The following is a 20921-nucleotide window of genomic DNA, read 5'->3' on the forward strand; positions in this document are numbered from 1 at the left end:
GGGATGCGTCGAGCGATCGTCTCGGTCACGCCTGGACGGCGCCGAGCGCCGGCTGACCGCCACCCGCCGCCTGGCTCTGCGGGCGGTACAGACCGTACTTGTTGATGTACTGCACGACTCCGTCGGGCACGAGATACCAGACGGGGACGCTGCCCGCGACCCGCGATCTGCAGTCCGTGGAACTGATCGCCATGGCGGGGACCTCGGTGAGCGTGACGCCCTTCTCCGGCAGGCCCTCGTCACTGAGTTCATGCCCCGGCCGGGTGACCCCCACGAAATGGGCCAGGTCGAACAGCTCGTCGGCGTCCTTCCACGACAGGATCTGCTCGAGCGCGTCGGCGCCGGTGATGAAGAACAGGTCGGCGTCGGGGTTGGCCGTCCGCAGATCACGCAACGTGTCGATCGTGTACGTGGGGCCCGGGCGGTCGATGTCGACGCGACTGACCGAGAACCGCGGGTTGGACGCGGTGGCGATGACCGTCATGAGGTAGCGGTGCTCGGCGCGCGACACGCTGCGGTGGTTCTTCTGCCACGGATGCCCGGTGGGAACGAAGATCACCTCGTCGAGCCCGAGGAGGTGTTGAGCCTCGCTCGCGGCGACGAGGTGTCCGTGGTGGATGGGGTCGAACGTTCCGCCCATCACACCGAGGCGGCGTCTCAGTGGTGGCGCCCTTGCGTGGGGTGCGCGCCGTGACCAGGTGCACCGTGAGCCTGAGCGTGGCCGTGGCCACGGGCGTCGTGCCCCCGGCCGCCTTCGATCATCGCCTGAGCGGTGTGGCGGAACATCCACACGAAGAGGAGCAGCACCGCGAACACGGCGAGCGCGAGGACGCCGAAGGCCCACGCCGGCATCGGCAGATGGTTCCCACCGGCAGGGTCGGCGGCCACGAACGTGATGAATGTCGACATGGGGGAAAGCCTACCTTGCAGGTTGCGTCGAGGCCGGTCACCTACCCTGTGCTCATGCACCCAGAGTTGTCGGTCGTCGTCCCCGTCTACAACGAGGAGGAGGTCCTCCCCTCCTCGTGCATCGTCTGCGCCCGGTCTTGGATTCTCTGGGGTCGAGCTATGAGGTCGTGACGGTCGACGACGGCAGCACCGACGACTCCGCTGTCATCCTGCAGCGCCTGCGCCGGGAGTGGCCGCAGATCCGCGTCATCCGCCTGCGGGCCAACGCCGGCCACCAGGCCGCGATCTCCGCCGGTCTGGCGCGCTCGCGCGGCGACTACATGGTGACGATCGACGCCGACCTGCAGGACCCGCCCGAGGTCGTCGCCGAGATGCTCGCGCTGGCCAAGAGCGAGAAGGTCGACGTGGTGTACGGCGTGCGCAACGACCGCAGCACCGACACCGCGTTCAAGCGCGGCACGGCGCGGGCGTTCTACGCGACGATGAAGGCCGTCTCCGGCACCGACGCCCCGCCGGACGCGGGTGACTTCCGTCTCATGTCGCGGGCCACGGTCGATGCCGTCAACGCCCTGCCCGAGCACCACCGCGTGCTGCGGCTGGTCGTTCCGGCGCTGGGGTTCCCGTCGGCGCAGGTGACCTACCGTCGCGAGGAGCGCGCGGCGGGGCACAGCAAGTACCCGCTGACCAAGATGATCAAGCTGTCGATCGACTCCCTCACCTCGCACTCGATGGCGCCGCTGCGCCTGGCCACGTGGTGCGGACTGCTCGGTGGAGTCCTGTCGCTGCTCATCCTCATCTACGCGCTGATCTCGGTGTGGAGCGGACACGCGGTCGCCGGGTGGGCCTCCACGGTCGTCACGGTGTCGGCGGTGGGCGCGATCCAGTTGCTCTGCCTGGGACTCCTCGGTGAGTACGTGGGGCGTATGTACACGATGATGCAGGGCATCCCGACGTACTTCGTCGCCTACGACTCCGCCGAGATCCGCCGCGACGCCCGCTCCCTGCGCGACTTCGGCAGTGCCCCGGAGGTGGGCGCCGGGTCCCCGGGCGAGGCGATCACCCACACTCCCCCGGCCACCCCGGTGCCGAGCGGGTCCACGGCGGTCCGTCCGCCGGCCGAGGTCGTCGACGACGCGTCCTTGGAGACACCGCTCGACGGCTCCCCCGTCACCGAGCAGATCACCCTCGTCGACGAGGAGCCCGCGTCCGGACGCAACGGCTCCACCCGCCACGGCGTCCCGCGCCGCACCCCCGTCGAACCGGCACCGGCCCTGTCCGCCGAGGACCGCATGGCCCGCCGAGGCCACTGAGACCGGAGAGCACACACAAGGTCCCATACGCCGAGGCCGGAGGGTGGCGCTCAGACCGGACGCGATGTCCTTCGGTTCGAGCGCCACGGCCTCAGGTGTCGGGGTGAGCTGTCGCGATCAGACGCGGCGGAGGTCGGCGAAGAGCGTGACTCCGGGAAGTTGCTTGACGGGCAGGTAGCGCTCGGCCGTGACGATGGAGCGCAGGCCCAGGTTGACCACCGGGTGCATGTCCTCGAGGTCGCTGCCCTTGCTCGTCTTGCGACGCAGCGCGACGACCGGTCGCAGCAGCACGTTCCACGACGTCATCGAGCGCAGCTCCAGACCGGGCCGGTCGAGCAGCGCGGTGAGGGTCTCGCGGGTGTAGCGGCGCACGTGGTCGACGGCCACGTCGTGGTCGCTCCACAGCTTGGGGTCGCACGGCACCGCCACGAGGAACCGCCCGTGCGGACGCAGCACGCGCATGACCTCCGAGACGCAGCCCTCGTCGTCGACGAGGTGCTCGAGCAGGTCGTAGGCCACCACGAGGTCGAGTGCCCCGTCGGCGATCGGCAGACGTGTCGCGTCGGCGCGGATGACCGCCAGGTCGCGCTCGGCCGCCACCTCGGCGCCCTCGGGCCCGTACTCCAACGGGATCGCGTTCCACCCGAGGTCGCGCAGGACGCGGGTGTTACCGCCACCGGCCGCTCCGATGTCGAGCGCCGTCCCCGGCGTCATCCCGGCCACGGTGCGGGCGAGGATGTGGCGCCGCTCGCGGTACCACCAGTGATCGTCCTCGAGCGCCGCGAGCTTGCGGACCTCGGTCCCTTCCATCGGATGTTCTTCCTGACTGCCGGTTGCGGTGGACGTCCGACTCTAACGCGTCGCCCCGTGGCTTCAGTTCCTGACCTGGCCGTCGCCCTCGACGATCCACGTCGTCGTCGTGAGTTCGGGCAGCGCCATCGGTCCGCGGGCGTGCAGCTTCTGGGTGCTGATGCCGATCTCGGCGCCGAAACCGAACTCGCCGCCGTCGGTGAACCGCGTGGACGCGTTGACCATGACGACCGCGGCGTCGATCCCGCTGGTCCAGCGCCGCGCGGCCACCCGGTCGTTCGTGACGATCGCCTCGGTGTGGCCGGTGCTGTAGCGCCGCACGTGCTCGAGGGCGGCGTCGATCGAGTCGAGGACCGCCACGGTCATCTCCAGGCCGTGGAACTCGGTGTCGTACAACTCCTCCGTGGCGGGTTCGACCGGCACGTCGCCCGCGAGGCGCAGCGTCTCGGCGTCGCCGTACAGGGTGACTCCCAGCGCGTGCAGGTCGCCCAGCAGCACCGGCAGGAGCGCGGGCGCGACGTTGCGGTGGATCAGCAGGGTCTCGGCGGCGTTGCACACGCTCGGTCGGTGCGTCTTGGAGTTGACGACGATCCGCCGGGCCATCTCGTGGTCGGCCGCAGCATCGACGTAGACGTGCACGTTGCCGCTGCCCGTCTCGATGACCGGCACCACCGACTCGGCCACGACGGCCGCGATGAGCCCCGCTCCCCCGCGCGGGATGATAACGTCGACGAGCCCCCGGGCCCGCATCAGCGCACGTGCCGCCGCGCGCCCACCGTCGTCGACGGACGCGACGGCGTCGGCCGGCACTCCCTGCTCGGTGAGCACCTGCCGGATGACCTCCACGAGCGCCTGGTTGCTCCTCGCCGCGGCCGAACCTCCGCGCAGCAGCACCGCGTTGCCGCTCTTGAGCGCGAGCGCGGCGGCGTCGACGGTGACGTTCGGACGCGCCTCGTAGATCATGCCCACCACACCCATGGGCACCCGCACCTGCGTGATCTTCAACCCGTTGGGCAGGGTCGATCCGCGCACCACCTCACCGACGGGGTCCGGCAACGCCGCCACCTGACGCACCGCGTCGGCGATGGCGGCCAGGCGGGCCTCGTCCAGGCGGAGTCGGTCGAGCAGGGAGTCGGCCAGACCCGCCTCCCGGCCGGCGGCGAGGTCGGCCTCGTTCGCCGGGAGCACCGTCGGGGCGGCCGCGTCCAGCGCGTCGGCCAGACGCAGGAGCAGCGCGTCCTTGTCGGCCCGCGTGAGCGCGGCGAGTTCGCGACCGGCCTCCTTGGCCAGACGCGCGCGGCGTTCGACCTCGGCGGTGACATCGAGATCGGCGTCGGGACGGACCTGCTGCTCACTCACGGGAGGCTCCTCGGTGGGGGTGGCTGGGTGGGTGGGATGCCCGAGCGGACGGCCGGAGAGACAGCCTCACTGCCGTCATGGTGGCATCCGGGATGTCCGTTCGGCTGTCCCGCCGGACGAGTGCCGGCCGGCTCAGTCGATGTCGATGCGCCGGATCAGCCGCGTCATATATGGACGGAATCCGTTGCTCTCCACCATGGCCAGCGCCTCGGAGTTGGTGGAGAGGGTCTCGATGCAGCAGAACGCGATCTCACGCTTCTCGAGCTCGCGGCGGCAGGTCGCCATGAGCTGATTGCCCACGCCCTGGCCCCGGTGGTCGGGGTGCACGACGACGGTCTCGATCACGCCGATGGCCTCGCCGAGGTTCATCGCCGCGCCGCTGTCGACGAAGCGCAGGGCGGCGTAGCCGATGACACCGGTGTCACCGAACTCGTCGTCGGTCGCGAGGTAGATCACACCCATGCCGTCGTTGATCCACGACAGGTACTCCTGGTGGCGGCGCTCCCAGGCCTCCTTGGGGTCACGGACCGGCCAGTCACCTGCGGCGTAGTCCCGGTAGCGCTGGAGAAGCAGCTTCCACAACGGTTTCACGCGGGTGACGTCGCGCACGTGGGCGCGCTCGATGCGAACGGTCATACACCGACGGTATCCACTACCTGCCGGTCCTTCGAAACTCACCGCCCGTCCCGACGCCGGAGTCGGGCCACCGGCACCCGCGGCTCAGACGAGCACGAGGTGATCGCGGTGGATGATCTCCTTGGCGTAGGCCTCACCGAACACGTCGGCGATCCACGTGGTGCTGCGGCCGAGCAGGCGCGGGAGTTCGTCGCTGCCGTAGGCGACCAGGCCGCGGGCGATCCCGGTGCCGGCGCGGTCGACGACCTCCACCGGTGAGCCCTGGTCGAAGGACCCCTCGACGCGCACGATGCCGGCGGGCAGCAGGGAGGCGTGTCGGCCGCGCAGGGCACGCACCGCGCCGTCGTCGACGACGAGCCTCCCGTCGGGCTCACTGGCGTGCGCGAGCCACAGATTCCGCGACGCCGGCCGCGGCGCCGTGGGCAGGAAGACCGTGCCGACGTCGCGTCCGTTGAGGGCGTCGGTGATGCTGCTCGCGCTGGTGAGCAGGGTCGTGACGCCGGCGCCGGTGGCGATCCGAGCGGCCTCGACCTTGGTGACCATGCCGCCGGTGCCGACGCGGGATCCGGTGCCGCCCAGCCGGACTCCGACGAGGTCCTCCTGACCGCGCACCACCTGCAGGCGTGTCGAGCCGGGCTCGCTCGGCGGCCCGTCGTAGAGGGCGTCGACGTCGGTGAGCAGGACGAGGGCGTCGGCGTGCGTGAGATGGGCCACGAGGGCGGCCAGGCGGTCGTTGTCGCCGAACCCGATCTCGTCGGTGGCGACGGCGTCGTTCTCGTTGACCACGGGGACGACTCCCAGATGCAGCAGCCGCCCGACCGCGCGACGGGCGTTGCCGTAGTTCATCCGCCGGATGAGGTCGTCGACCGTGAGCAGCACCTGCCCCACGGTGAGCCCGTGCGCCCCGAAGGCCCGCGTGTAGGCGGCGACGAGAGCCCCTGCCCGACGCTCGCCGCCGCCTGCTGCGTGGCGAGGTCGCGGGGGCGGGTGGTGTACCCGAGCGGCACGATGCCGGCGGCGATGGCGCCGGAGGAAACAAGGACGATCTTCGACCCGGCCAGGCGGCGCGCAGCCAGGGCCTGTGTGAGGGAGGTGAGCCGTTCGACGTCGAGCACACCCGCCGGCGTCGTCAGCGAGCTCGATCCGACCTTGACTACGACGGTCTGCGCATCGCGGATGCGGTCACGGGCGGCAGCGAGTGCTTCGGGGCTCACCCCCGAGGGTAGGCGTTCGGGGCGGGCAGGGAGCCGAGCGTCCGCGGGAGGGAAGGAAGCCGGGGCGGGGCTCGGAGCCGCACGACGCCGACACCGCCGGTTATAGGCGGCGGTCTCGGCGCGTTGCATCGAGTGGGCCCGGACGCTCCGCCCTCGGGCGCGACTCTCAGAGCACGACGTCGAGGCGGCCGGTCTCGCGGCTCTGCACGAAGTGCACGGCGCGGCTGAGCGCGTCGCCGGAGAACGGGTTGTGCTCGCCGAGGCCGGCGAGCCGGCGGCTGGTGCGCATGAGGTAGGAGAGATCGATCTCACGCCCCGGTGGCAGACGACGATGCCGACGATCGAGAAGGATCTGCGTGGCGAAGGGCGACAGGTCGCCGTCGCCGACGAGGCCGACGTCCTCACCGGTGACCGCGCGGATCAGGGCCCGGTCGAGGTCGGTGAAGTCTGCGGCGAGGCCTGCGCCGCGGGTGCGGGCGCCCCACTTCAGGCGCGGATCCTCTTCGGCGCGACCGGTGTTCGTCGCGGTCGCTCCCGGTGAGGGTGAGGCGACGACGGGCACAGCGGGCTGGATCGGCATCCGCACGTCCTGGACGAGCATGTCCTGACCCCCTCCGCACCTCGACGCCGAGGGCCGGTGTCGCGTGACCCTACGGCTGGAGAAATCAGGGTAGGGGCGCGACCCCGACGCCGACCAGCGTCCTTGGACACAACTCAACAGCGCGGACGTCCGGCCGATGGGATGGCAGCGCCCACAGGGCGTCTCACTCACCTGCGGATGAAGGACCATCATGAGCAGCAACACCCCGGCCCAAGGACGGGCCATGGGAACCGTCGGCAAGATCATCGCGGTCGTGGCCCTCGTGGCTCTCACGACGCTCGTCGTCGGTGTGGTCGCGGTGGGCGGCGTGCGCTCTCTGGCCGGCCTCAACACGGCCATGCATCAGGAGCACGTCGACGGCATCGCCAAGGCCGAGGCCCTCAAGTACGACAACACTCAGATGCGGCTGCTGTCGGCCAACCGTGCGCTCATGACGGACCCGGCTCGCAAGGAGGAGATCGCGAAGGCCCGCGTGGGTGTCATCGACCGACTCCGCGTGAACTCCAAGGCCTTCTCCGAGCGCGCCGACCTCGACGACGAGCAGCGTGGCGTCGCGCAGGCCGTCGACGCCGACATCAACGCCTACGTCAACGCGCTGATCGCGGTCGACAAGCTGTTCAACGAGAACAAGGTCGAGGAGGGCAACGAACTGCGCTCCCAGACCCTGATCCCCGTCGGTGAGCGGGTCGCGACCAACCTCGACAAGATCTCGGCGCTCATGCAGGCGTCGGCGGCCGAGGCGGCGCAGGAGGCCTCGGCCACGGCCACCCGGGTGATGCTGCTCATCGCCCTCGTCTCGGTTCTCGGCATCATCGCTGCGCTCATCGCCGCACGCCTGGTGGGTCGTTCCATCGTCCGGCGGGTGCGTCGGATCCAGGACGTAGCCGAGGCTGCCGCCCGCGGTGACCTGTCCCAGCGCACGGGCGTCGTCAGCGGCGACGAGGCGGGTCAGGCCGCCGCGGCCCTGGACTCCTCCCTCGCCACCATCGGTGGGCTCATCACGCAGGTCTCCGACACGAGCCGTCGGGTGACCGACGCCGTGGAGAACCTGCACGCGTCGGCCAAGACGGTCGCGCAGGGGTCGGCGCGCTCGGCCGACGAGGCGACGACGATCTCGCGCTCAGCGGGCCTGGTCTCGGAGAACGTGCAGACCGTCGCCGCGGGCACCGAGGAGATGACCGCCAGCATCCGCGAGATCGCCAAGTCCGCCAACGACGCCGCGCACGTGGCCGCCTCCGCCGTGGGCGTGGCCGACCAGACCAACGCGACCGTCGCCAAGCTGGGCGAGTCCAGCATCGAGATCGGGCACGTCATCAAGACGATCACGAGCATCGCCGAGCAGACCAACCTGCTGGCCCTCAACGCCACCATCGAGGCCGCCCGCGCCGGCGAGGCCGGCAAGGGCTTCGCCGTCGTCGCCAACGAGGTGAAGGACCTCGCGCAGGAGACCGCCAAGGCCACCGAGGACATCGGCGCCCGCGTCGAGGCCATCCAGGTCGACACGCAGGCCGCCGTGGCGGCGATCAGCCAGATCAGCTCGATCATCGCGCAGATCAACGACACCCAGTCCACCATCGCCTCGGCCGTGGAGGAGCAGACCGCCACGACGAACGAGATGGGCCGCAACGTCACCGACGCGGCAGGCGGCAGCACCCAGATCGCCTCCGGCCTCAACTCGATCGCGACGACGGCGGGTCAGGCGTCCTCGACCGTGGAGTCGATGACGAAGTCGTTCGACGAGCTGGCCGGTCTCAGCGACGAACTCCGTCAGCGGGTGCACGCCTTCCAGGTTTGAGTCACGCCTGCGCTCGGCACACGGCACGACGGCGCCGCCCCGATTCCTCAACAAGGATCGGGGCGGCGCCGTCTGCGGTGTGTCTGTCGTTGATCCGGCGGTGTCAGGAGCCGGGTGCGTCGTCGGAGTCGGGGGTCCACAGACCGGCCCGCCGCTCTTCGGCGAGCTCGTCGCGCGCGGCCTGCTTGGCGGCCCGACGGAGGTCGTAGTCATCCCGCTTCTCGGCGCGGGTGGGCCGGTGGCTCTCGGAGAGGCGGATGTCGGTCCCGCGGGGTCCGACGGTGCCGAGGAGCTCCGCCCCCGAGGAGAGGGTGGGCTCCCAGTCGAAGACGACCGAGTCCTCGGCCGTGCCGATGACCACGGTATCGCCGGCGACGGCGCCGGCCTTGACCAGCGCTTCCTCGACGCCTGCGCGCGCGAGGCGATCGGCGAGGTAGCCGACGGCCTCGTCGTTGGTGAAGTCGGTCTGCTTGACCCACCGGGTGGGGCGGGTGCCGAGCACGCGGAAGACCTCGCCCTCGGGCGTGTTCTCGCGCTTGACCGAGAAGCCCTGGTCGTCGACGGCCTTGGGGCGCAGGACGACGCGGGTGCGCTGCACCTCGCCGATCTCCGCGCGGGACGCGGCGACGTGGCGGGCCAGGGCGAACGTCAGTTCCTTGAGCCCGGTGCGCGCCACGGCGGAGACGACGTGCACCTCCAGGCCGCGCGCCTCGAGGTCGGGGCGGACGAACTCGGCGAGCTCGCGCGCCTCGGGGACGTCGGCCTTGTTGAGGACGACGATGCGGGTGCGTTCGGACAGCGGCCGGCCGCCGAGGGCCTCGTCGGGGACGTACTGGCGTAGTTCGTCCTCGATGACGTCGAGGTCGCTCATGGGGTCGCGCCCGGGGTCGAGGGTGGCGCAGTCGACGACGTGGACGAGCACCGAGCAGCGTTCGACGTGGCGCAGGAACTCCAGGCCGAGTCCGCGGCCCTCGTGAGCACCGGGGATGAGGCCGGGCACGTCGGCGACGGTGTAGCGGACGTCGCCGGCGGTGACGACGCCGAGGTTGGGCACGAGGGTCGTGAAGGGGTAGTCGGCGATCTTGGGCTTGGCGGCCGAGATGACGGACACGAGGCTGGACTTGCCGGCGGAGGGGAAGCCGATGAGGGCGACGTCGGCGAGGGTCTTGAGTTCGAGGACGAGGTCGCTGCTGTCGCCGGGTTCGCCGAGGAGCGCGAAGCCGGGGGCCTTGCGGCGGGGTGAGGCGAGGGCCTTGTTGCCGAGGCCGCCGCGTCCGCCGCGGGCGGCGATGTATTCGCTTCCGGCGCCGACGAGGTCGGCGACGACCTCACCGCGGGAGTTCTTGACGACGGTGCCGTCGGGCACGGGCAGGACGAGGTCTTCGCCGGCGCCGCCGTTGCGTTCGTCGCCTTCGCCGGGGCGGCCGTTCTGGGCGCGGCGGTGGGGGCTGTGGTGGTAGTCGAGGAGGGTGGTGACCTGGTGGTCGACCCGCACGATGACGTCACCGCCGTTGCCGCCGTTGCCGCCGTCGGGCCCGCCGAGGGGTTTGAACTTCTCCCGGCGCACCGAGGCGACGCCGTGTCCCCCGTTGCCGCCGCTGACGTGCAGGGTGACGCGGTCGACGAAGGTCGGTGCTGCCATGGGTTTCTCCTCCTGCCGCGATGCGGCTGCAGTGCTGTGGCGCCAGGGGGTCCTCGACCCGAGCGTAGAGAGCCGGCGGCCCCGGGGGTGACCACTGTCGAAACGAACCTCGACCCACGCCCCTAAATCCGAATCCCGGGACCACCGCCAACGGTGAGTCCCGGGATTCGGATTTTGCCGGTCAACCGTCGAGCGAAGCGAGCTTGGTTGACCGGAACAGAAGAACGCCGCGACGAAGTCGCGCCAACGCCTTCCGGTCCGTCGAGCGAAGCGAGCTTGGTTGACCGGAACAGAAGAACGCCGCGACGAAGTCGCGTCAACGCCTTCCGGTCGGCCGTCAGGCCGACTGGATGTTGACGGTCTTGCGGCCGCGCTTGGAGCCGAAGCTCACTTCACCGGCGGCAAGGGCGAACAGGGTGTCGTCCTTGCCACGGCCGACGTTGATGCCGGGGTGGAAGTGGGTGCCGCGCTGACGGACGAGGATCTCGCCCGCGTTGACCACCTGGCCGCCGAAGCGCTTGACGCCGAGGAATTGGGCGTTGGAGTCGCGTCCGTTCTTGGAGCTGGACGCACCCTTCTTGTGTGCCATGTCGCTGCCTGCCTCTCGCTGCCTGAGAATCGACGCCTCAGGCGTCGATCGCGGTGACCTTGATCTGCGTCGAGTGCTGACGGTGACCCTGACGCTTCTTGTAGCCGGTCTTGTTCTTGTACTTCATGATGGTGATCTTGGGGCCCTTGGTGGGCTTGATGATCTCTGCCGAGACCGTGACCTTCGCGAGAGCGGAGGCGTCGCTGGTGATCTTGTCGCCGTCGACGAGGAGCAGCGGGGGCAGCTCGACGGAGTCGCCCGGCTCACCCTTCAGCTTGTCGACGATGAGAAGGTCTCCGACGGACACCTTCTCCTGACGGCCGCCTGCGCGGACGATCGCATACATGGTGGAACTCCTGTGTGGTCGTACGAAGCACCTCTTTCGACCGGCCCGTAGAGACGGGTTCGGCCGGTGACTCGGGGAGTCACGACGGACACGAACTCGCGAAGCACGGATCTCGGTGGGCGCACCGACACACCAGAGTACGTGATGCGTCAGGTCTGAACCAAACGCGGGACGGGGCCGTGACGTCCGAGGGCTGGTGGACGCCCCGCTCCCGACCCGGGCGGCGGGCCGGGGTCGGGAGCGAGATCCGCACGGTGTGTCGGTCAGTCCGAATCGGTGTCGCCGGAGCCCGGGGGCGGGCCGGCGGGGGCGCCGGCGGCACGGCGGGCCGCGCGACGACGTCGGGGTGCCGGTGCCGGCTCCGCGGCGGGTTCGCCGGCGGGAGCGATGACGTCGTCCACCTGACCGGCGGTCGCGCCCTCAGCCGCCGCCTGAGCTGCGGAGACGGTGAGCGGTTCCTTGGCCGGCGGGGCCTCCTCGGCCGTGAACACACCGGCCTCGGTCCCCGACGGTGCAGCGACGGGAGCCGCGGCCGCCCGTCGACCGGCCCGGCGACGTGCCGGGGCCTTCGCGGGTGCGGGGTCCTCGGCGTCGGGCGTCGGCGTCGGGGACGCCGGAGTCTCGCGCTCGGCGGACTCCCCCTGTGCGTCGGTGGCGGCGTCGGCATCGACGGGCTTGACCCGTCCGCCGACCCGGCCCGTCCGGCGCGTGCTCCGGGAGCCGCGTGAGGACACATCGGCCGGTTCGGGGACGTCGCCGTCGGCGTCGGCCGCCGTGGGCACCGGAACCTCGGCCCCGGCGAGGTGCTCCTCGACGATGGCCTCGACCGCGGCGGTCCGCTCGGCGGCGTCCTGCTCGTCGTCCTCGGAGTCCCCCGCCTCGTGAGACTGCACGGCCGCGGCGTAGGCGGCAGCGGCGATCTGCGCCGGCGTCGGACCGCTCGGCGTCTGCGGCTCGGGCTGAGTCTGCTTGTCGTTCCGGTCGTTCCGGTCGTTGCCGCCTTTGGCGCGCCGGCCGCGACGTCCGCCGCGGCTGTCCCCGCCCGATCCGCTGTCGGACGACGCCGCCGAACGGTCCAGGGGCTCGGCGCTGATGACGACACCGCGCCCACTGCAGTGCTCGCACGGCTCGGAGAACACCTCGATGAGCCCGGCCCCGACCCGCTTGCGCGTCATCTGCACCAGACCGAGCGAGGTGACCTCGGCGACCTGGTGCTTGGTGCGGTCGCGCCCGAGGCACTCGAGCAGGCGCCGGACGACGAGGTCGCGGTTGGACTCGAGCACCATGTCGATGAAGTCGACGACGATGATGCCGCCGATGTCACGCAGCCGGAGCTGGCGGACGATCTCCTCGGCCGCCTCGATGTTGTTCTTGGTCACCGTCTCCTCGAGGTTGCCCCCGGAGCCGGTGAACTTGCCGGTGTTGACGTCGACGACCGTCATCGCCTCGGTGCGGTCGATGACCAGCGACCCACCCGAGGGCAGCCACACCTTGCGGTCCATCGCCTTGGAGATCTGCTCGTCGATGCGGTAGTCGGAGAAGACGTCCTTCTCCCCCGTCCACTTGTGCAGACGGTCGGCGAGGTCGGGGGCCACCGAGTCGACGTAGTCGCTGATCGACTCCCAGGAGCGGGCGCCGGCGACGACGAGCTTGGTGAAGTCCTCGTTGAACACGTCGCGCACGACGCGCGTGGTGAGGTCGGGCTCGCCGTGCAGGAGCACGGGCGCGTTGCCGGTCTTGGCCTTCTTCTGGATCTTCTCCCAGGCCCGACGCAGCCGTTCGACGTCGGCGGTCAGCTCGGCCTCCGAGGCTCCCTCGGCCGCGGTGCGCACGATGACGCCCGCGTCGTCGGGAACGATCTGCTTGAGGATCTTCTTCAGACGCGCGCGCTCGGTGTCGGGCAGCTTGCGCGAGATCCCCGTCATCGACCCGTCCGGCACGTACACGAGGTACCGCCCGGGCAGCGAGACCTGGGAGGTCAGGCGCGCACCCTTGTGCCCGATGGGGTCCTTGGTGACCTGCACGACGACCGACTGCCCCGAGGACAGCGCGTTCTCGATGCGGCGGGCCTTGTGCTGCTCGAGCCCGGCGGCGTCCCAGTTGACCTCACCGGCGTACAGCACGGCGTTGCGTCCGCGACCGATGTCGATGAACGCGGCCTCCATGCTCGGCAGCACGTTCTGCACGCGGCCGAGGTAGACGTTGCCGGCCATCGAGGCACCGGCCCCACCCGCGGCACCGGCAGCCGTGCCGCCGCCGGAGATGTAGTGCTCCACCAGCACGCCGTCCTCGAGGACGCCGATCTGCGTGTGGTCGCCACGGTCGCGCACGACCATGACCCGCTCGACGCTCTCACGGCGGGCGAGGAACTCGGCCTCGGTGATGATCGTGCGGCGGCGTCCGGCCTCGCGTCCCTCACGGCGACGCTGACGCTTGGCCTCCAGGCGGGTGGAGCCCTTGATGCCGGTGGCGGTGTCCTTGCCGGAGTCACGCGGCTCGCGCACCTTGGTCACGGTGCCGGGCGGGTCGTCCCCGTCGGTGGCGCTGCCGCTGCGACGACGACGCCTGCGACGGCGGCCGCCGCCGGAGGACTCGCCGTTGTCACCGGAGTCGTCGTTCGAGTCGTCGTCGGAGTCGCTCGAGTCGTCGCCGCGCGAGTCGTCGGTGTCGCCCGAGTCGTCGTCGCGCGAGGAGTCGTCGGAGTCCCCGCCCTTGCCGGCGCGGCGACGGCCACGGCCTCCACGGCGCCGGCGGCCGCGACCACCCGCACCGGAGTCGTCCGAATCGGAGTCGTCATCGTCGTCCGTGTCCGAGTCGTCGGAGTCACGCGAGGAATCGTCGCCTCGGTCCTCGGAGCCGCGCCCGCCGGAGCCGCCGGAGCGACGTCGTGAGCCGCGGGTGTCGTCGGAGTCGTCGGTGCTGTCGTCGCCGGCGTCGTCACGGTCGTCGTCGCCGCTGTCGTCACGGTCGTCGTCGCGCCGTGAACGAGAGCCGCGGCGGCGACCACGGCTGCGTGAGGAGCGCCGGCCACCGGTCTCCTCGCTCGACCCGCTCGCGTCGTCGCTCTCGTCGCTGGAGTCGATGTCGGACTTCGTGTCCTCGTCGTCCTCGGTCGGAGCCGCGGAACGCACCGGCTCGACGGCCACTGTCGGCGCCTGGAACAGCAGGCCGAACCCGGGAGCCGGAGCCTGACCACGTGCCTCGGCGGCCTGCTCGGAGGTGTCGGACTCCCGGCCCAGACCACGGGCGGCGAGCACCACGGGGTCGCTCATCGGGTCGGCCAGGGAGTCGACCGCGGGCTCGATGGCGCCCGCCACCGGCTCGGGCACGGCGTCGGCGGGCGGTGCCGCCGCGGCGAACGCCTCCGGTGCGGAGGGGATCTCGTTCTCGGGCGGGGCGACCTCGTCCTCGGCGGGGATCGGCTCGCTCACCGGGGCACCGGCCGCTGCGGCCGCGGCCTCGGCCTTCTTCCGTGCGCGCGTGGCGGCGGCCTTCTTGGCGGCCTCGGCCCGGGAGGCGGCGGTGCGGGGAGTTCCGCTGCGCGTCGCACGCTTGCGGGCGGGCTTGGCCTCGGCGGCGGGGACGATGTCGTCTCCGGCAGGGGCGGCCTGCATCGCCTCGGGTTGCTGCGCGTCGTTCGCGTCGGTGGGGGTGCTGCTGTCGTCTGTGTTGGAAGCCATACGGCGTTCCTTCCGTCATCCGCGAACGGAGACCACACCCGGCCATCACGGCCGTTCCCCGTCGCGCGGTGCGCGGTCCGGCGTCGTCGTGCCGGGTTCGGCACGACGGAAGTCCTGTCGTTACGTCGATTCGGCTCGCGTGTCGCGCGGCACCGCATCGACGCCGACGGCGACCTGTTCGGTGACCAATGGGTCGGCCACCCGCGGGGGAACCTCGAGCAGCGGCCCTTGGGCCAGCCGGGTCACCATGGGCGGCGCAGGCGGGTCCAAGGCGGCGGCGGTACGCAGCGCGGTCAGGACGTCATCGGGGCGCACGGCGGGTGTGGTGTGCCGTACGACCATCCGCAGTATCGCACAAGAGGTCGCCGCAGCCGTCGCGGCGCGGTCGACACCGGCGTCCGTCACCACCGCGTCCAGGACGGCCTCACGCACGTCGAAGGTGCGCGGCCCCTTCTTGAAGGTCCTGGTCACGAGCACTTCGGGCAGTCCGAGGAAGGTGTCGAGCGCCGCGCGGGCCCCGTCCGGGGTGACGCCCGGCAGCACGACCTCCCAGAGGCTGGCCTCGAGTGAATCGGCCAGCGCTCCCGGTGCCGCCTCGACGACGGTGAGGACGTCGTAGCCCACCGGCAGCGCCGCGTCGAGCGCCTCACGCAGACGCTCGGGGTCGAGGCGTTCCACGACGGAGATCTCGACGTACTCCGCCTCGCTGGCCGTGCCGGTGGGCGCGGCGTTGGCGTAGCTGATCTTGGGGTGGGGGTGGAATCCCGCCGAGTAGGCCATCGGCACCCCGGCGCGGCGCACGGCGCGCTCCAACGCCCGCTGGTAGTCGCGGGTCGAGCTGAACCTCAGACGACCCCGCTTGGCGTACCGGATGCGCAACTTCTGCACCGGGGGGATCGCGGGAGGTCCTTCGGGAACACGCTGACGGGCCATTCGCGCAAGGCTACCCGTGTCGGCGGCGACCCCGATCGCCCGCGCCGGTGGCCGCAGACCCCTCAGGGATGAGTACGGATACTCAGACCTGGGCGAAGGCCGCTCCGACCCCGGCCGCGCCGGTGGGCGACGACGTGCCGCGAGGACCCTCTGACCAGGGACGACCCCGGCCGGGCCCGGGGTTGCAGCCGGGGTCCTCCCCTACCCCTTGAGGAGGGTGCGGACCATACCGGAGGATGAGGCGGAATAGGCCTCCGGACTGATGTGCTCACGGCCGCCGGCCGCCAGAGTGGAGTCATGAGCACCGCAGCCGCCCTCATCTCCGCACCCAGTGCCGTCGTCTCCCAGGACCTCCGCCTGACCCGCGGGGGCCGCGAGCTGTTGGCCGGCATCGACCTGACCGTCGCACCGGGTGAGACCGTCGCCGTGCTCGGAACGGGTGCCGATTCCGGAGCCCCGCGCGCTCTGCTGGAGGTCGTCGCCGGGCTCGCCGTCCCCGCCGCCGGATGGATCCACTGGGGTGGGCACGACCTGCTGCGCCTGACGGACTCCGCCATGAGTGCCCTGCGCCGCCGCGACGTCGGCATCGCCCTCGACGCCACCGCCGCACTGCCCGAGCTGCCCGTCCTGCAGAACATCGCCCTGCCGCTGCTGCTCGACGGCCTGTCCCACCGGGCCGCCGTGAGCCGCGCCGCCGACCTCCTCGACACCATCGGGCTCAGCGGCGCCGGCGCCCGACGGGTCGGTGACCTGTCGGATCGAGACCGCGCCCTGGTCGCCCTCGGCCGCGCGCTCGTCACCGAACCCGCGCTGGTCGTCGTCGACGACCCCACCGCGAACCTGTCCACCGACGAGACCGCGGAGGTGCTCGACCTGCTCATCGCGGGATGCGCACGCATCGACGCCGCCCTCCTGCTCGCCACGGCCCGCGCGCGCACGGCCGCGACGTGCGCACGCACCGTCGTCATCTCCGGTGGTCGCATCGCCACCCGTGAGGTGCTGTACGCACCCCAGGCGCTCCTGTGAGTGCAGCCCTGCGCCTGTGGTGGCTGCTGCGTTCGACCTCGCAGCGACCACGCGATCTCGCCGTGGCCGCCTCGTTCGGCCTGGTGGCCTGGGCACTGCTGGCCGCCACCGGGCTGGTCCAGCTCGCCCGCCACTCCACGGATCTGAACCGCAGCCTGCTGGGCGCGCTCGTCGTCCTCGTCCTGGCCCTGGCCCTGACCGCCGTCATCGCCGTCCGCTCGCTGTTGCAACGTGACCAGGACCGCCGCCTCGAGGTGTTGCGATCGGCCGGGGCCTCCCGCCTCCAGACGACGCTCGTCTGCACGCTCGAGGTCCTCGACTCCGCACTCCCCGGGGTGGTCGTCGGCGTGCTCGCCCACCTGGCCCTGTGCTGGGCCGTGGCCTTCGGCGGCGCCGACCTCACCCCCACCGCGGCGGCCATGCTCGTGCCGTTCGCGTTGTTCGCCCTGGCCCTGGCCGGGGTCGTGGTGTGGCGGGTCCGCAGCGCCACCCGCTCCTGACCGAGCTCGGCCCGCCACCACAGACTGCATCGCAGAAGGCACCGAACTGGTCGTCATCACGACCATTCGGCTGCCTTCTGCGATGCGGTCCTCCGTCGTTGGCCGAGGGTCGACAGGGAACGACACGGCCGACCTCGCCGTGGCAGGCTGGCGTGCATGCCCAGCGCCGAAGGAAACCTGACCTGGACACCACTCGCGGAGGCCGGTGAGCTGCTCGCCCCGCCCGTCGCCGCGGCCGCCGCGCACGTGCCGAACGCGAGGGTCGCGAAGATCGATCCGCACGTGGCCGACACCGCCGCGTTCTGCGAGACCTACGACGTCGCGCCCGAGGCCAGCGCCAACTGCGTGGTCGTGCTCGGTCGCCGCGGCGACCGGGAGACCCACGCCGCGGTCATGGTGCTCGCGACGGACAAGGCCGACATCAACAAGACCGTCCGCAAGGAGCTCGACGCCCGCAAGGTCAGCTTCGCCGACCAGGACGACACCGAGGCCCGCACCGGCATGACCTCCGGCGGCATCACCCCGATCGGGCTGCCGGAGGACTGGGTGATCCTCGTGGATCAGGCCGTCGTCGACGCCGGCCCCGTCGTCATCGGTGGGGGTGTGCGGGGATCGAAGATCCTCCTCGACGGCGCCGACCTCGCGGCCCTGCCGGGTGCCCGCGTCGTGCCGCTGGCGCTCCCCGCGACTGACCCGCGACTTCAGGCGCCGCCAAGCAGGCGGTGCGCGGCGCCCGGGCGTGAGGTGAGGATCCTTGCTCAGCCGAGAGGTTCGAACCGGGCCGGGGGTGCCGCCGCGTTCTGCGCCGCCCACAACGGACGATCGAGGCGGGCCGTGGCCTCGTCCCGCAGCCGCTCGCACCGGGTCCAGTCCTCCGGGTCGAGGATGACAGCTGCAGCCGGGAACAACCCGTTCTCCTCGTGGTTGATGTGCTCGACAAGGATCTCGAACTCGGCCAACAACGGGGCGAAGTCGATGCCCTCGGTCCGGCCGGCGGCGTCCTCGGCGAGGAGATCGTCGATCACCTCGTCCAGGGCGTCGTGCTCGTCGTAGAGGGTGCCCGCCTTCTCCTCGTACTCCTCGAACCGCGTCATCGACAGGTAGAGCCCACCCTCCTCGACGCTGTTGTGCACACCGAACGTGCGCTGCAACTCACGCACCAGGGCCACGGCCTCTCCCTTCTCCCCCGCGAGGACATGGCCGCGGATGCGACCGCAGAGGTTGCGGATCTCGAAGTGGTCGTCCATCAGGGCTCCGATGGGCCCGATCTCCTGACAGCCGCAGTACTGGCACATGGGGTCTCCTTGCTCGAGTCCGTCCAGAATGGCACTCCCGCGAGAGCGGCCCCGGCCCGGGTGTCGCCCTCCGGCGCGTCCCCGGCGGGGTGTCGAGGGGCCGGCCCCCTCCCCCGGTCGTAGGCGGGAATGGTCCCCCGGCGTGACGACGGCGCAGGCCTGCAGCGACCACCGTGGATGCATGTTCACCCACACCGATATCGGCGCCTTCGATCCCGTCGTCACCACGAACACCCTACGCGGTTCCGCCCTCGTCAAGACCTACCCCGGAGCCGAGGCCACACCGGCTCTCGACGGGGTCGATCTGACGGTCACCTCCGGCGAGAGCGTCGCCATCATGGGCCCGTCGGGGTCGGGCAAGACGACGCTCCTGCACGTACTGGCCGGCGTGCTGGCACCCACCTCCGGGCAGGTCGTCTGGCGTGGTCGCGACCTCGCCGCCATGGGCGACGCCGGACGGACCCGTTTGCGCCGCACCGACTTCGGATTCGTCTTCCAGTCCGGCCACCTGTTGCCCGAGCTGCCCGCCGTCGAGAACGCGGCCCTCCCGCTCATGCTCTCCGGCGTCTCCCGGCGCGAGGCGACGCGCCGCGCGGAGGCGCTCCTGGCACCGCTCGGCCTGTCCGGGCTGTCGGCACGCCGGCCGGGAGAACTCTCCGGCGGACAGGCCCAGCGCGTCGCGATCGCGCGGGCCCTCGTCTGCGAGCCCGGTGTGGTCTTCGCCGACGAGCCCACCGGCGCCCTCGACCAAGGCACCAGCGCCGAGGTGTTGGAGCAGTTGGTGACGCGGTGCCGGGCGGTGGGCGCCTCGCTGGTCGTCGTCACCCACGACGAGAACGTGGCGTCCTGGTGCGAACGCACCGTGCGCCTGCGCGACGGCCGGATCGTCTCCGACGCCAGGACCACCCGATGATCGCCGCCGTGCGCCTCGTCTGGCATCTGCGCCGGCAGGAACGCGCCGAGACGGCCCTGCCCGGGACCCTGGCGGTCACCGGATTCGCCGTCACCACCGCCGCCCTGCTCGTCACACTCGGCGGCGTCGGCGCCTTCGAATCCCGCGCCCAGGGCGAGTCCGCCGGCGAACTCGGCGTGACGTACGTGGTCCTCGCCTACATCGCCGCGGTCCTGCTCGTCGTCCCGGTGATGACCTTGGGCTCCGTGGCGGCCCGGCTCACGGTCTCCCGGCGCGACGCCCGCCTCGCCACCCTCCGCCTGGCGGGTGCCACCACCGGTCAGGTGACGACGATGACCCTCACCGAGCAGGCCGTCCAGGCGGCGCTCGGCGCGCTCATCGGGTCAGTCCTCTACGGAGTGCTGCTGTTCCCGTTGTCGTTGCTGTCGTTCCAGGGGCGGGCGCTGACCCCCGCCGAACTCTGGGTCGGCCCGGGTCTGCTCCTGGCCGTGGTCGCCGGTGTCGTCGCGCTCGCCGTGCTCTCCGGTGTCCTCGGCCTGGCGCGCGTGGTGGTCAGCCCGCTCGGTGTCGTCGGGCGGACGACGCCGAGGCGCCTCAGCGTGCTGCGGGTCGCGGTGCCGGCCGTGATCCTCCTGGTCTGGATCCAGGGTTTCGGTCAGCTCTACCAGCAGGGGGTGGGTGTGGTCCTCGCGCTGCTGGCCGTCGTCGTCATGACGGTCAATCTGCTCGGCCCGTTCTTCGTCATGCTCGCGGGGCACATCGTGGCGCGAACGGCCACGACGCCGGCCACCCTCCTGGCCTCGCGCCGCATCGTCGACGACCCCAAGGCCACCTGGCGCACCGTCAGCGCGCTGGCCCTGGGCATCCTCGTCGCAGCGTTGTCCGGGGTCGGTGAGGTCCTGTCCCGCTCGGCCGAGGCCGACCCGGAGGCGATGATGCTCGGGCGCGACATCGGCACCGGTTCGTTGGTGGCGCTGGCGATCCTCACCGTCGTCGCGGCGACCTCGACCGGGGTGGTCCATGCCGCCCGCGTCTACGACCAGCGTCCGCAGTACCGCGCCCTGGCCTACGCGGGCACACCCACGGCCCTGCTGCACCGTGCCCGTCTGCGGGAGGTGACGATCCCCATGGCGGTGACGGTCGTCCTCGGGATGACGCTGCCGATCCTCATCCTCGTGCCCCTGGCCGGACTCATGGGACCGGGAGTCGTCGTGCGCACGATCGTCGCCGTCGCCGCGGCGTGCGCCCTCCTGGTCGCGGGAGTCCTCGCCTCTCGGCCACTGGTCGACGCCGCCGCGCGCCTATGACCCGCACCGGCGAACCGCCTCACCCCACCACCTGAAACAGGGGAGACGTCCGAGAC

At 71.5% G+C, this 20921-nt stretch carries 18 protein-coding genes and 2 pseudogenes; 7 read left to right on the forward strand and 13 right to left on the reverse strand.

All coding sequences use genetic code 11. From position 1 onward, the window contains the following. Positions 1–25 precede the first annotated feature (25 nt). Positions 26–661, reverse strand: a complete 636-nt coding sequence (gene nadD / locus QQK49_RS10300) for a nicotinate-nucleotide adenylyltransferase (RefSeq protein WP_284305877.1) — start codon at positions 659–661, stop codon at positions 26–28. Then, positions 658–909 carry a hypothetical protein gene (locus tag QQK49_RS10305; protein ID WP_284303829.1) on the reverse strand — a complete coding sequence of 84 codons (252 nt, stop codon included), beginning with the start codon at positions 907–909 and terminating at the stop codon, positions 658–660. The genes nadD and QQK49_RS10305 overlap by 4 nt, the downstream gene beginning before the upstream one ends. A 167-nt stretch (positions 910–1076) precedes the next feature. Between QQK49_RS10305 and QQK49_RS10310 the strand changes: the two genes are divergently transcribed. Beyond that, positions 1077–2219, forward strand: coding sequence for a glycosyltransferase family 2 protein (locus QQK49_RS10310; protein ID WP_348536159.1), 1143 nt, complete (start codon positions 1077–1079; stop codon positions 2217–2219). A 117-nt stretch (positions 2220–2336) separates the two neighbouring features. Here QQK49_RS10310 and QQK49_RS10315 read toward each other — a convergent pair whose 3' ends face one another. The 5 genes and pseudogenes from QQK49_RS10315 to QQK49_RS10335 form a co-directional block, all read right to left on the reverse strand. Beyond that, positions 2337–3029, reverse strand: coding sequence for a class I SAM-dependent methyltransferase (locus QQK49_RS10315; RefSeq protein ID WP_284303830.1), 693 nt, complete (start codon positions 3027–3029; stop codon positions 2337–2339). Between the two features lie 63 nt (positions 3030–3092). After that, the gene (locus tag QQK49_RS10320; RefSeq protein WP_284303831.1) at positions 3093–4388 is read right to left on the reverse strand and encodes a glutamate-5-semialdehyde dehydrogenase; all 1296 of its coding nucleotides are present in this window, start codon (positions 4386–4388) and stop codon (positions 3093–3095) included. A gap of 132 nt (positions 4389–4520) precedes the next feature. Further along, positions 4521–5024, reverse strand: coding sequence for a GNAT family N-acetyltransferase (locus QQK49_RS10325; RefSeq protein ID WP_284303832.1), 504 nt, complete (start codon positions 5022–5024; stop codon positions 4521–4523). A gap of 84 nt (positions 5025–5108) precedes the next feature. Next, positions 5109–6202: pseudogene (proB, locus tag QQK49_RS10330) on the reverse strand (glutamate 5-kinase). A 202-nt stretch (positions 6203–6404) separates the two neighbouring features. Continuing rightward, positions 6405–6839: a hypothetical protein gene (locus tag QQK49_RS10335; RefSeq protein WP_284303833.1), complete on the reverse strand. Its 435-nt coding sequence runs from the start codon at positions 6837–6839 to the stop codon at positions 6405–6407. Between the two features lie 190 nt (positions 6840–7029). On the opposite strand from QQK49_RS10335, the gene QQK49_RS10340 reads away from it, so the two are divergent. Further along, positions 7030–8634 carry a methyl-accepting chemotaxis protein gene (locus QQK49_RS10340; RefSeq protein WP_284303834.1) on the forward strand — a complete coding sequence of 535 codons (1605 nt, stop codon included), beginning with the start codon at positions 7030–7032 and terminating at the stop codon, positions 8632–8634. Between the two features lie 103 nt (positions 8635–8737). On the opposite strand, the gene obgE is transcribed toward QQK49_RS10340, so the two are convergent. The 5 genes from obgE to QQK49_RS10365 form a co-directional block, all read right to left on the reverse strand. Further along, a complete protein-coding gene (gene obgE, locus QQK49_RS10345; protein ID WP_284303835.1) occupies positions 8738–10276 on the reverse strand; it encodes a GTPase ObgE in 1539 nt (512 codons plus the stop codon). 337 nt (positions 10277–10613) lie between these two features. Continuing rightward, a complete protein-coding gene (gene rpmA / locus QQK49_RS10350) occupies positions 10614–10865 on the reverse strand; it encodes a 50S ribosomal protein L27 (RefSeq protein ID WP_284303836.1) in 252 nt (83 codons plus the stop codon). A 37-nt stretch (positions 10866–10902) separates the two neighbouring features. Further along, positions 10903–11211: a 50S ribosomal protein L21 gene (gene rplU, locus QQK49_RS10355; RefSeq protein ID WP_284303837.1), complete on the reverse strand. Its 309-nt coding sequence runs from the start codon at positions 11209–11211 to the stop codon at positions 10903–10905. A 263-nt stretch (positions 11212–11474) separates the two neighbouring features. Continuing rightward, entirely contained in the window at positions 11475–14891 is a 3417-nt protein-coding gene (locus tag QQK49_RS10360) for an Rne/Rng family ribonuclease (protein WP_284303838.1), read from the reverse strand. Between the two features lie 120 nt (positions 14892–15011). Further along, positions 15012–15824, reverse strand: a complete 813-nt coding sequence (locus tag QQK49_RS10365) for a TIGR03936 family radical SAM-associated protein (RefSeq protein ID WP_284303839.1) — start codon at positions 15822–15824, stop codon at positions 15012–15014. 297 nt (positions 15825–16121) lie between these two features. Here QQK49_RS10365 and QQK49_RS10370 point away from each other — a divergent pair, with 297 nt between their 5' ends. The 3 genes and pseudogenes from QQK49_RS10370 to QQK49_RS10380 form a co-directional block, all read left to right on the forward strand. After that, complete coding sequence (locus QQK49_RS10370) at positions 16122–16850, forward strand: ATP-binding cassette domain-containing protein (protein WP_284303840.1); 729 nt, start codon at positions 16122–16124, stop codon at positions 16848–16850. Further along, entirely contained in the window at positions 16847–17350 is a 504-nt protein-coding gene (locus QQK49_RS10375; RefSeq protein ID WP_284303841.1) for an FtsX-like permease family protein, read from the forward strand. Before QQK49_RS10370 ends, QQK49_RS10375 begins: the two co-directional genes overlap by 4 nt. 156 nt (positions 17351–17506) lie before the next feature. Next, a pseudogene (locus QQK49_RS10380) lies at positions 17507–17986 on the forward strand (YbaK/EbsC family protein); the annotation flags it as partial. A 122-nt stretch (positions 17987–18108) separates the two neighbouring features. Here the strand turns inward: QQK49_RS10380 and QQK49_RS10385 are convergent. After that, entirely contained in the window at positions 18109–18645 is a 537-nt protein-coding gene (locus tag QQK49_RS10385) for a hemerythrin domain-containing protein (RefSeq protein ID WP_284305878.1), read from the reverse strand. Positions 18646–18826: 181 nt separating this feature from the next. Here QQK49_RS10385 and QQK49_RS10390 point away from each other — a divergent pair, with 181 nt between their 5' ends. Next, entirely contained in the window at positions 18827–19558 is a 732-nt protein-coding gene (locus QQK49_RS10390; protein ID WP_284303842.1) for an ABC transporter ATP-binding protein, read from the forward strand. After that, a complete protein-coding gene (locus QQK49_RS10395; RefSeq protein ID WP_284303843.1) occupies positions 19555–20865 on the forward strand; it encodes an FtsX-like permease family protein in 1311 nt (436 codons plus the stop codon). Before QQK49_RS10390 ends, QQK49_RS10395 begins: the two co-directional genes overlap by 4 nt. Positions 20866–20921 lie beyond the last annotated feature (56 nt).

Origin of the sequence: Mobilicoccus caccae (genome assembly GCF_030161635.1) — a bacterium.
GTDB lineage: Bacteria > Actinomycetota > Actinomycetes > Actinomycetales > Dermatophilaceae > Mobilicoccus > Mobilicoccus caccae.